This is a genomic window from Nonomuraea sp. NPDC001831 (assembly GCF_042892035.1).
GTDB lineage: Bacteria > Actinomycetota > Actinomycetes > Streptosporangiales > Streptosporangiaceae > Nonomuraea.
The window spans coordinates 108,230-119,532 of record NZ_JBIATU010000023.1 but is presented as its reverse complement, the minus strand read 5'-3'; the positions used below and the strand labels follow the sequence as shown (position 1 = coordinate 119,532).

Sequence of the window (11,303 nt, the reverse complement as noted above, 5' to 3'; positions counted from 1 at the left end):
CTCGATCCGCGCCCACGCCCTGTCGGTCAACTCACCGCGTCGCACCACGACAACCATTCAACCGTGCACGTAGATCATTTGTCAGACACTCTCTAGCCCCTTTTGCGCCCCGGGCCAGCCCCATTTGCGGACATCCGCGATGCACGAAGAGAGATTGTCACGATCAGGCCCCCGCCCTCGCGCGGGATCGCGGTCACCTCGCCGCCATGCGCCTGGACGACTGCACGGACGATCGACAGTCCCAGCCCTGAGCCGTTCGCCGAGTCCACCCGGTCGGAATTGAGGCGCCGGAACGGCTCGAAGAGCCCGTTTATCTCGTAGGCCGGCACAGGCGGTCCGGTGTTGGCCACCCGAACAACGATCTCGCCGTCAGGTCTTGCTTCCGTTGTGATCCAGACCTGACCGTCCTGGGGAAGATTGTATTTCACGGCGTTGTCCACGAGGTTACCTACGGCGTGTTCGAGCAGGACCGGGTCGCCTTCCATGTCCGCGCCGTCGAGGCTGGAGGTGAGGGTCACGCCCCGCTGGTCGGCGAAAGAGGTCGACAGTTCGATAGCCGTCAGCGCCACGTCGTCGATGTCCAGCGGCTTGCGGCGCGCCAGCTCCCGTTCGCTCCTGGCCAGGAGCAGCAGCCCTTCGATGAGCTTCTCGTTGCGCGCGTTGACCTCCAGCAGGGTGCGGGCGAGGGCCTTGAGGTCGGGTGAGGCCGCCGGGTCGGAGAGCGCGATCTCCAGGACCGTGCGGTTGGTGGTCAGGGGCGTGCGGAGCTGGTGGGAGGCGTTGGCGACGAAGCGGCGCTGGGAGTTGAAGGCGCTGTTGAGCCGGGTCAGCATCGAGTCGAACGTGTCGGCCAGCTCCTTGAGCTCGTCGTCCGGGCCCTGCAGGTCGATGCGCTGGTGGGCCAGCGTGCTCTCCGACAGCTTGCGGGCCGTCGCGGTCATCTTGGCGACGGGCCGCAACGCCCGGTCGGCGACCAGGTAGCCGAACACGAGCGCGAACAGGCCGACGCCCAGCAGGATCAACACGGACCGCTGGACCATGCGACTGAGGATCTGCTCGTCCAGCTTGACGGCCTGGATCTCGATCTGGTGCCGCCAGACCGTCACCAGCTCGTCGGGAGTGCCCGGCGGCACGTCCAGGGAGAACTCCACATTGTTCAGTACCGAACGTAACAGCAGGTAGGCGACGGTGAGCAGGAGCGTGCCGCCGACGAACAACATGGATCCGTACGTGAGCGTCAGCCGGGCGCGGATGCTAAGTTTGCCGAACACCTGTCCAGGGTGCCTTAGAGATGCGTGCCGCGATGGCATCACCTGCGGAGGCTGCTGCCAGATCGCCAGACCGGATGTCGCAGCGTGCTCTTGGTTCGGATCCACGATCGAGGGGATCGGTTCACTCAAAGAGCCGCCCTGCCTCGGTCGTGACCCTCGCATCCATCCCAACTGTCACCCGGCTTCTCGCTCCATTCTGCCCTCCGACCACACGCTCCGTAACGGCTCAACGTACTGTCACACGCTTCGGGGGACGCCTGCGTATGTCTGCCGTTGACACTCCATTGTGGGAGTACGCCTGATAAAGGCATGGTAAGTAGAAGGAAGAACCACGGACACCCTTACGGAAGGCGCCAACGGTGTCGCAGGTCATGCCGAGGCCGGCAGGTCGGTGGTACGCTCATACAACTCTTAGCGCCTCTTCCACGCCCGGCTTTTTCGGCAGAATTGGCCCCGGCAAGTCAGGGTAGTATCCGGATGCCTGAATAGTGAACAAGCGAGCGTAGAGCCCGCCGGCGGCGATCAGCGCCTCATGTTCTCCTTGCTCCGCCACCTGCCCCTCGGAGAGGACGACGATGCGGTTCGCTTCCCGAAGTGCACTGAGCCGATGGGAGATGAGCAGACTGGTCCGTCCGGCGCGATGCTCCCGGAGTGAAGTATGGATCTCATACTCTGCCTCGGCGTCGAGGCCAGCCGAAGGTTCGTCGAGAATAAGCAGATCACGCTCGTCGCGCATGCAGGCACGGGCCAATGCAAGCCGTTGCCATTGACCACCGGACAGAACCACGCCAGTCTCCGGCCGGTTCTTCTCGGACTCCAGGAAGAAGTTCCTGGACAACAACGTGCGGTACCCATGAGGTAGCGCCGTGAGCGTCTTATGGACGCCGGCCCGCTTCGCTGCCGCCGCTATGCGGACGTGATCGTCAAGATGACCGATATCCCCGAGCCCGATGTTCTCGGCCGCGGTCATGTCGTAGTGCATGTAGTCCTGGAAGGTCGCGCTGATCCGATGACGTAGTTGAGCTACATCGACCTCGCGAATGTCTAGGCCGTCCCAGGTGATCGATCCTCGCGTGGGGTCGTAGAACCGGCACAGCAATTTGACGATCGTCGACTTTCCGGAGCCGTTCACCCCGACGAGCCCGACCGACTGGCCATGAGGTATGGTCAGGCTTATTCCACGCAATATCCATGGATGCTCATCAGAGTAGCGGAACCATACGTCCCGTAGTTCGATGCCGTTCCTCAGCGTCGGCAACGACTGCAGTGTGGCCGGCTGTGGCAGATCCGGTCCGGAGGTCGTCACGGCGTGATAGTGCTCATACAACAGGAGCGCCTGGTGGGCACGGGCGAGGTCTCTGGCCATTGAGGTCAGGCCTCCCTGTACCCCGGCGATGGCCGCCACGAAAATCGTGATGTCGCCGGCTGAGAGCTCACCACGGTGCGCGGCGCCGACCGCCCAGAGCAGACCCATGCTGGACACGATGACGGTGACAAGACTCAGACTGGCCTGAACAGCGACCTCACGTCGGTCGACAGCTCGCTTCGCCTGGTTGCTGGCTGCCCGATCCGCCAGCATACGTTCGCGAAGAAACGTGCCGATCCCGAAAAGCCGCACCTCCTTGGCAGCCGCGACACTGGACTGCAGCTCGGCGTAGAAGACCTCACGGCGTTCGGCGGGACCGACGTCCCAAAAGACTCGCGCCCGGCGTCGCGACAATGCCAGCTCACCGACCAGAGCCGGCACGCCAGCGATCAGGACGAGTCCGGTCATGAGCGGACTCAGGAAGAGCAGCGATGCGAAGAATCCGGTGAGTGTAACGCCCGATCTGGCAATGTTCAACAGGCCGTTCACGGTCGTGTTCGGCGCTAGACCACCGGCTTGCTGAGCAAGACGAAGCCGATCCAGATGGCGCGGGTTCTCGAACCATCCCAGACCGGCAAGGCGGCCCACGGCAGCAAACAGACGATCCTGAGCTAGCATCCCGGAGGCGCGCTCCATCTCGCTCCGGAAATACTGCGAAATGTGCGGAACCACCCCATTCATCAGGCCCGCCAGAGCCAGTCCCATGCTGGCTCCGAGCAGTGCAGCCCATTCCGTACGGCCGACTATCTGATCCAATACCATCTTGGTCAGCCACGCTGTCGCCACAGGCATCAGCCCCATGGCCAAAGTTGCGACCAAACAGCCGATGAGCAAGCGTGGTGACGCCTTCGTCACCAGCGCTAGGCACGAGCCAATCCGGCGGATCAGATGTGAGGCAGTCGCCCATAGACGTAGAGCACGGGTGTGGGACTCATCCTCCTCCGCACGCGAGGCTTCAACGGAGGGAGAGCCGATCATGCGGCCACCGTTGCAGGTTGCCCTAGATCCACCTTGTTGGCGATGACCTCGAGGCGACCGTGGCGGTTCGGTGCAACCGTCAGCACCGTAGGGAAGGCGCGAACGCCGAACGCCGACACGAGCGGCCCGGATGGTCCCTCGACCACTACACGTGCCACCTGACGGAGCTCAGCTGTGAAGCCGGCGGCCATATCTGCGTTTCCCGCTACCACCGCAAGCACTTGGTTTCGTCCCCTCGGCAACCCCGCGGCGTAGGCGACGAATCCGGGTAGCTTCTCCTTGCACGGCTTGCAGTTGGGCGAGAAGAAGGCGATGGATGTTTCCGCAGTCAGCGACTCGTGGTCGATCTGCTCTCCGTCGATCGTCAGTGCAGTGAAATCCCCGATCTCCGTGCCCAGTTCGATGGCCATCGGGTCATTCGAACCCCGGAGAAGCGCGGTGTGCTCGCGCAAGCGTTTGATGACCCCCATGGTGAAGATCAGATTGATGATGCAGAGTGCTCCTACAAGGAGGATCGCTGCGCTGAGAATATACATCTCTTCTCCCATTCAATGGCGGAGGTGAATGTTCGGAAGCTTATCCACTGGTTGGCTGGAACAGTTCAGCGATCGTGTCGAGTTGGGTTACCGTGCCGCCCACCACCAGGCCTGCGACCGCCGCGAGAGCCCACTCGCCAATATTCATAGAACCAGAAGGCGGGTGTGCGGCCATACCGATGATGCACATACCTATGAGGATCGCGTTGCGCACCACATGACGCATGCCTAAAAGGGTGCTGGCGCTTCCGAAGCAGTGACAGGCATGGCGGGTTCCCCGCCGAATCATCAGTGTGATTACGCCCACAAACGATGCCAGCAGGCCGCAGGCCACCAGGTAGCCGACGACATTAGCGGCCCAGACAGGAAGTGCCAAGAACATGCATATCGAGGCCTCACAGCCGACCACAACCAGCGCAGCCGGCCCCGCCAGCCAGGACGGCACAAGTGACGTTTCTTGTATCGATGCCACGAAGGAGTTGAAGGCTTTTCGTCCAGCCACTTTGTTGGCAAACGATACGAGGAATACGACACCGATCAGCCAGCGGATTCCAACGGCCAGGTACTCCATCCCAACTCCCCACGTTCCTTGTAGCCCGAGCGAGATCCCGGTCACGAATGCACGCTCAGCGTGGACGAACACAGCTCGGGCGCCGGATGCGTGTGGTGCAACCCCACGGAAAGCAGCGAAGATGCGTAACGGGCAAACCGTGCGCACATAACGGTTCCAGTACCTTGATCGTCCTTCCCTCTGAATGGATGGCAAGAACCGTCGTTCGGGGTATTCATGAACCCCGATGAGCACACTACGTTTCGACACCGCGAGGGAGATACACGCCAGATCGAACGGCCATACATGGATCACCACGACAGTTGAGCCCTTCATCCTGAGTAGCAGCGCTCTTCGGCGAGTTGCGGGACAAGGATCGTCTCCACGAGTGCGGTCGCACGCGGGGGATAGCAGCGGAGCCTGGTCCCCTTCGAGACTGCTAAAGCCTGTACGGAGTTCGGATCTCTAGGCTGGCCGGAGGCTTCGGATCCATAAGACGGCCCCGCGTAAGTACAGGCCGGCCAGATAGCTGTCGGGTGTCTTGTCGAACCGGAAAGCCAGCCCACGCCACTGTTTCGAGGGCAAGCCGCTCAGCGAGATCAAGGAGCCACATGTCCGGCAATGGCGGAAGAAGCTCCTCGACAACGGCGTCAGCGAAGTCACTCTCGCCAAGGCGTACCGACTACTGAAAGCGATCCTGTCCACAGCTGTGGACGACCAGCTCATCAAGCGCAACCCATGCCGGATCAAGGGCGCAGGCCAGGAGAAATCACCTGAACGGCCGGTGCTCACGGTCGCCCAGGTGTACCGGATCGTCGACGTGATCGAGCCCCGCTACCGCGCCCTGGTGCTCCTCGGCACGTTCGCCAGTCTCCGGTGAGGCGAGCTGACAGGCCTCCAACGGCGAGACCTCGACCTCGACACCGGAACCGTCAAGGTGGAACGGCAGCTCATCCAGATCACCGGCAAGGGACTCACCTTCACCGACCCCAAATCAGCAGCAGGCAAGCGAACCGTCGCCATCCCAGACCTGATCATCGACGAACTCAAGGCCCACGTGAAGGACTTCGCCATTGACGGCGACGACGGTCTGATCTTCGTAGGCCCCGACAACGGCCCGCTCCGCAACACCAACTTCAACCGCCGCGTCTGGACCAAGGCCCTCCAGGACGCCGACCTACCAGAGATCCACTTCCACGACCTGAGGCACACCGGCAACACCCTCGCCGCCAGCGCCGGCGCCTCCATCCGGGAACTGATGGCACGCATGGGCCACTCCAGCACCCGCGCCGCCCTGATCTACCAGCACTCCACCGACGAACGTCAACGCGAGGTGGCACGCAAGCTCGATGAGCTAGCAAGGGGAGCCCTCAGCACATCGGGCACGCAACGGGCACGACCCCAGAACAAGCCCCACTGAAGATCAAAAGCCCAGGCCGATGACCTGGGCTTTTGTATGAGTGGAGCCTAGGAGATTCGAACTCCTGACATCCTGCTTGCAAATCGGTCTAATCTCCGAGGACAACCTCCTCAACCTGGGCGGCAGACAGTCCACCAGTGCCCCTGACTGACCCCTGCTGACCGACCTTAATGGCACGCTAATGGCACGGCGATCATCAAGGCCTTACCCAAGCCCAACCGACGGCATGCAGGTCGCGGCACTACAGGCGTCGTGATCACCGCACGTGTGCTCCGGCCGGTAGATCGCCCCCGCTCGTACCAGCTAAGATCACGACGACCCGAGACTCTTAGCCTCATTCAACCCCCAAAAGCCGTACAAATCACGCTTTCTTGCACAAAGACCGCTAAATCTCCACGATTTCGCCACGTCAGAGACCTTAAATGGACATGGCTTCGAGGGTGCCCTATAAGATTCACGTAAGAGGACATTCAAGAAGGGTCGAACATCCGTTCCAAGAGGAGGAGCAGAAGTATGGCCACACGCCTACGGAAGAAGATCGTCGCCTTCCATGAGGTCCTGGACGAGAACGGTCGCCCTTTTGATAGCCCTCTCCCCTGGGACGGAATGCTCGCCCGCCTAGCATCGCAGCCCGTGACTGCACGCGAGCATGACGTTGGAACGGTCCCGCATTGGGGGAAGACCTATCCCTATCTTGATAAAGACCATTTCATCCTCGCGCGATCAAGAGAAGAAGGCGTCCCATCGTTCGATATGCAGAACGATGAAATCATTGACAATGAGACTGATATCCAAAGACCATGGGTCGAGATATCCGTGGCGTCCTTCATTCCAGGCACCAATAAATTCGGCTTCGTGCTGGGCTCCCAGGCATCTCCAAGAGCCACCTCAATGGGTGCCTGGATCAACGCCCACAAGGTTTTTGACCGCCCCATCAGCGTAGGGCCGGTTATCAGCAAAGATATTCTTGCAAAGATCAATGGAGCAGCACAAGCGAAGCTCGTGCACGTAAAGCTCAGCCGTGACCAGATCTGGAACGCAAGCCGCAGCTCCGGACTTTTCTCTGCTGCACAAGCAATTACCGATGAACATGGAGATGTGGAGGTCGAGCTAATCATCAAGGTTTCAGGAAGAGTCAAGCGAGATCACGATGATGAACGCATCCAAATCCTGGAGACAACACGAGGGGTCCTCGGCACCGAATTCGAGTTCGCCATGGCAGAGCTCGTAAATTTCGACCAGGAAGGAAAATATGAAATCGATCCTGTAAATCTTCTCCAGAACCACATTACAAAAAAGATGGATGTGAGCGTAACCGATAGCGAAGGAAATCCGATCCGGATACAGTCCGCTGTCACCGCGATACTGAGAGCGGTTGACCTGCTGGGCGATGAGCTGCGGTGATGTGAATTGTCGTACCCCCCATCTACGATGCGAGGGACCGTAGGGTGGTGGGAGGCTCCATGGCAGTAGGACCTAGTCAGCCAAGAAGTCGACGGCAGGCCATTACTAGCAAAATCGCTAACGGATGGACAGATCACCCATTAGCGGACCTACTGATTCTACTCGTCGTCGGCGCACATCTACTCACCGTCGTCATATGGCAATCAGGCGATGTAATAGCATGGTCCTCGACTGGTAATCGCCTCGCTACATATGCGGCCGGCGCCGGTGCAATGTCTCTGATCGCAGGCTTCGCCGGGACGGCGATCGCACAATATGGAAGCTCTTCTGGCCCCATAGTGAATGCCCTGCGCGGCCGTTTTAGCCGTACCATCAGGCGCAACTGGATCAGTATCACTAGCTGGCTTCTCATCTGCGCAGTGCTGTGCATAGTGGCGATGTCCATAGATGGAGAGAAGGCAAATACGCGTGGATCTCAATGGATATTTGAGGCAGCTCTAGCGGTTGCGGTCATGAAGTTCACGCGACTGATCTTCCTCTTCAATCTTATTCTTAAGACTGTCGATGCAGACAGCAACGCAACCCCGAAAAGCAAGCCACCCGCAATGCGTGACTTCTAGCATGACGCCTTGCACTGGAAGATTCGGCCGTTGAGGGCCTGCCTGTAGCCACGCTGCTCGGTGAGCCGTGCTGAGGAACGAAGCACGGATCGTCGATCGCCCCCAGCCATCTACCGCGTCCAGCCATGCAGTGGCGATCGTAGGGCTGCATCTGTGCGGCGGCGCGGCAACCCCGGTCGGAGCGTTCGGTCGGTACGGCGGGGCTGGCGTGCGGCGGGCCGGCCCGGTGTCCCGCCGCCGTTCGGGACCGGCCCCCAGGCCGCACGCCCGGACGGCGGGCGGGCGGCGGGCCGGGGGTACGGCGGCGCGCCGCGCCGCCGCTTGATTCTTATGAGCACAATTCGGCAGTGCTCCAACCCTCCAAAGATATTCAGAGGCTCGTATCATGGACCGCCCGCTTTCAGACAGGACAATCGCCCTACTTGGTTGATTGAAGCCATAGTTACCTAGTGGCAAGGCCCGGCGGAGGAGGGCCTTGCCAGCGATCGCCCCAGCCCGTACAACGGGTGTCGAAGTCCGCGATCGTCACGGCCTCAGTCACAAGGCTGCCTTCTGATCCGTAGCAAGGTCACAGTCATCCGCAGGTGTCCGTGGTTGCCTGTCGGCTCTGGTTACGCCCGGGCGTGAAGACTCAGATCCAGATCCGTACAAGGTCATCCATGGCTCCTGTTAGCTACCATGCTGGCAAGATCACCCCGCCCATCCCCGGAAACCCGATGGTAGCCCCGACAAAGGAGGCTCTGGTGGTGATTCAATGCGGGGATGCTGATCGCTGCGACCGGCCGGACGACCGCAGCGCGACCAGCGACCGCTCGACGCGGGGCGACTACTGCCCAGCCCGCCCAGAGGAGAAAGGCTCACCGGCCCCGCAAGGCAGCCCTGGGAATGCAAAGGGCGATCGTCAAGGAACAGGTGAGCGTAACCGTACCACTGCTGATCACGGTTTCGTTTGTCAACACGGGAAGAGCTCAATGCAGTGAAGCTTTTTATGGACGAGTCCGGCAATGGAAACTTCGCCCAACCGTTAATTGTCGGCGCAGTTGAGCTAGGCGATGATGCAGATGATATAGAGAAGCGAATCCGGGAGCTACATAGTCGCCTATCCGCCAGGAGCAACTTGGCGGGGCTTCGCGGCTTCGAGAAATTTCGCGAGAGTGGTTTTCATAGCTCGATTGACCCGCGAGAGGTCTCTGGGCCATTTCTGGAATTAATGCGGTCCGTCTTCTTTAGGGTATACATGGTCGTCACCGACCGAACAGGCGTTCCCGGTGAAACCGAATCCGAGCAGATCGAGTTCATGTACGTGAAGTTGTTGAGCGATATATTAATCAGGCACCGCAATAAACCCGAGTTGCTGTGCTATATAGAGCAGAGCGAAGGCATGACTTCAATCATTAGCCGACTTCCCATAAGCGTCGCCAGGCAAGCCCACAAAACGGCCGGTAAAACTCTATCTTTGCCGAAACTGAAAATCCAAATGGTCACTAAGACCGATTACATGTCGACTGCTATCATTGACTACGTCATGGCAGCCGTAAGCAGATGGCTCCAAGCGGACTGTACTACCAGCCCGAAAGACTGGCCATATAGAGCATTTCGTGAGATTGAATCGTCAGTTTCCGTGCTCTATTCATTCGAACGCGGTCGCATCTCTAGCCGGAAGGATTCCCTTCATTGAAGTGTGATATGATCACTCCCAAGGTAGAGCCGCAGTCAACTTTGTGCGCGAGTTCGCGTGCGTTGCTTGATAGTCCTTGCGTGCGACTGCGGCTCTACCGCCTGACGCTCTGCTGCGTGAGGAGGAATAGTGACCTTCTCAGTCGACGACTTGGCGGAGCATGCAGGCACGTCAGTTGAAGTCCTGGAATGGCTTTCCTCGGCTCTCCCCGTAGGTGCCGGGCGACTCTATGCGCAGCGGCCATTCCGAAAGAAACACGGCGGAATACGAGAAGTATTCAAACCGGAACCTCCATTCGACGCCATTAGCAAGAACTTGCATAGAAGCTTCACAGACGTGTTGTCGTATGAAGCTCCCGATCACGTCCACGGATTTGTCCGCGGACGCTCTACGGTCAGCAATGCTAGTCACCACCTCGCAAAAGAGTGTGTATTACGCATAGATCTCGAGGATTTCTTCCCATCAATTAGTGCCGCAATGATCGGGACGGCACTGCAAGCGCAGGGTTATCAGGAGAAGGCCGCGGAACTAGCCGTAAGTCTTGTTACTATCGGCGGCAAGCTGCCAATCGGACTGAGCACGTCGCCCTTCTTGTCTAATCTGGTCTTCCTGACTACGGATCGCTCCCTTGTCGAGTACGCACAGGCGGAGAGCCTTTCCTTTACGCGTTATGTGGATGATCTAACATTTTCCGGCGAAGTGGCTGACCGCCACTTGGCGGATATCAGCCGCATTTTGGGCGACGCTGGCTGGTCCGTTAATACACGCAAGACCGCTTTCATGCGTCGTGGTGGTCCACAATACGTTACCGGCTTGTATGTCGGCCGGCCGGAAGGGCCGCGAATACCGCGCAAGATAAAGCGTCAAATGCGATGGATTTTACATGTGATTTCAAAATTCGGGTATGACGCTTACATGGAAGAGTTCGGCGGCGAGGGCGAGGAGATGCATAGGAATCGCCTATTAGGCTGGGCGTGCTACATCGCCGCAGTCGAGCCGGAGTTGGGTTATCCCCTTCTGCGAAAACTCGATGAACTGATTCCGGAAGGGTATGGCCGCCTAGCAGAGCGAGGCTATGGAGTAGAGGATCTATAGACTTGCCTTAGCGCTCACGCGACGGCGCTCGCTTGGCTGCAAGGGGCGGCCGGTCCCGGCGCGGCGGGCCAGGCCGCGGACGCCCTCGTCGCGCATAGCCGAGAGCCAACCATGGCAACGGTATAAGCAACATCTCGGGCTTTGTTCCGGCAGACAAGAAGGTCCGCTCCAGGTTCTCCTGGTAGTGGCCCTTCTGCTGTGCGCGGCCGAGAGAGGACTCGAATCTCTGATCTCTTGGTCCGCAGGGCAAGGCGCGAAGCATGATTCTGGTCCTCAGCTGTAGTTCCGCAGGTCAACACGACCTGCGGCAGAGGATCGTGTGGAGCCCTGTTTCTGTACCTACTGCTGTATCGGGAGGGAGGTCGGAACGGGCGCGGGCTTCGTG

Annotated in this window: 10 protein-coding genes; 6 read left to right on the top strand and 4 right to left on the bottom strand. The window is 59.7% G+C overall.

The genetic code is table 11. The features are described from left to right. Positions 1 to 92 precede the first annotated feature (92 nt). The 4 genes from ACFYYW_RS44750 to ACFYYW_RS44735 form a co-directional block, all read right to left on the bottom strand. Entirely contained in the window at positions 93 to 1,400 is a 1,308-nt protein-coding gene (locus tag ACFYYW_RS44750) for a sensor histidine kinase (RefSeq protein ID WP_387659532.1), read from the bottom strand. A 271-nt stretch (positions 1,401 to 1,671) separates the two neighbouring features. Then, complete coding sequence (locus ACFYYW_RS44745) at positions 1,672 to 3,615, bottom strand: ABC transporter ATP-binding protein (protein WP_387659529.1); 1,944 nt, start codon at positions 3,613 to 3,615, stop codon at positions 1,672 to 1,674. After that, positions 3,612 to 4,151 (bottom strand): hypothetical protein, encoded by a 540-nt coding sequence (locus tag ACFYYW_RS44740; protein WP_387659526.1) that lies wholly within the window; start codon positions 4,149 to 4,151, stop codon positions 3,612 to 3,614. The genes ACFYYW_RS44745 and ACFYYW_RS44740 overlap by 4 nt, the downstream gene beginning before the upstream one ends. 40 nt (positions 4,152 to 4,191) lie before the next feature. Then, positions 4,192 to 4,722: a MauE/DoxX family redox-associated membrane protein gene (locus ACFYYW_RS44735; protein ID WP_387659523.1), complete on the bottom strand. Its 531-nt coding sequence runs from the start codon at positions 4,720 to 4,722 to the stop codon at positions 4,192 to 4,194. A 520-nt stretch (positions 4,723 to 5,242) separates the two neighbouring features. Here ACFYYW_RS44735 and ACFYYW_RS44730 point away from each other — a divergent pair. The 6 genes from ACFYYW_RS44730 to ACFYYW_RS44705 all read left to right on the top strand — a co-directional run bounded on the left by ACFYYW_RS44730 (position 5,243) and on the right by ACFYYW_RS44705 (position 10,918). Then, complete coding sequence (locus tag ACFYYW_RS44730) at positions 5,243 to 5,581, top strand: hypothetical protein (RefSeq protein WP_387659520.1); 339 nt, start codon at positions 5,243 to 5,245, stop codon at positions 5,579 to 5,581. 6 nt (positions 5,582 to 5,587) lie between these two features. Continuing rightward, positions 5,588 to 6,121 carry a site-specific integrase gene (locus tag ACFYYW_RS44725; protein WP_387659538.1) on the top strand — a complete coding sequence of 178 codons (534 nt, stop codon included), beginning with the start codon at positions 5,588 to 5,590 and terminating at the stop codon, positions 6,119 to 6,121. Between the two features lie 633 nt (positions 6,122 to 6,754). Then, positions 6,755 to 7,525, top strand: a complete 771-nt coding sequence (locus ACFYYW_RS44720) for a hypothetical protein (RefSeq protein ID WP_387659517.1) — start codon at positions 6,755 to 6,757, stop codon at positions 7,523 to 7,525. Positions 7,526 to 7,797: 272 nt separating this feature from the next. Next, positions 7,798 to 8,145: a hypothetical protein gene (locus tag ACFYYW_RS44715; protein WP_387659514.1), complete on the top strand. Its 348-nt coding sequence runs from the start codon at positions 7,798 to 7,800 to the stop codon at positions 8,143 to 8,145. Between the two features lie 988 nt (positions 8,146 to 9,133). Further along, a complete protein-coding gene (locus tag ACFYYW_RS44710) occupies positions 9,134 to 9,823 on the top strand; it encodes a hypothetical protein (protein WP_387659511.1) in 690 nt (229 codons plus the stop codon). Between the two features lie 129 nt (positions 9,824 to 9,952). Then, positions 9,953 to 10,918, top strand: a complete 966-nt coding sequence (locus tag ACFYYW_RS44705; protein ID WP_387659509.1) for a reverse transcriptase family protein — start codon at positions 9,953 to 9,955, stop codon at positions 10,916 to 10,918. Positions 10,919 to 11,303 lie beyond the last annotated feature (385 nt).

What these genes read in the sequence shown, in the direction of transcription:
- ACFYYW_RS44745 (WP_387659529.1), bottom strand. Translation starts at nt 3,615, where the DNA reads ATGATCGGCTCTCCCTCCGTTGAAGCCTCGCGTGCGGAGGAGGATGAG.
- ACFYYW_RS44740 (WP_387659526.1), bottom strand. Translation starts at nt 4,151, where the DNA reads ATGTATATTCTCAGCGCAGCGATCCTCCTTGTAGGAGCACTCTGCATC.
- ACFYYW_RS44735 (WP_387659523.1), bottom strand. Translation starts at nt 4,722, where the DNA reads ATGGAGTACCTGGCCGTTGGAATCCGCTGGCTGATCGGTGTCGTATTC.
- ACFYYW_RS44715 (WP_387659514.1), top strand. Translation starts at nt 7,798, where the DNA reads ATGTCTCTGATCGCAGGCTTCGCCGGGACGGCGATCGCACAATATGGA.
- ACFYYW_RS44710 (WP_387659511.1), top strand. Translation starts at nt 9,134, where the DNA reads ATGGACGAGTCCGGCAATGGAAACTTCGCCCAACCGTTAATTGTCGGC.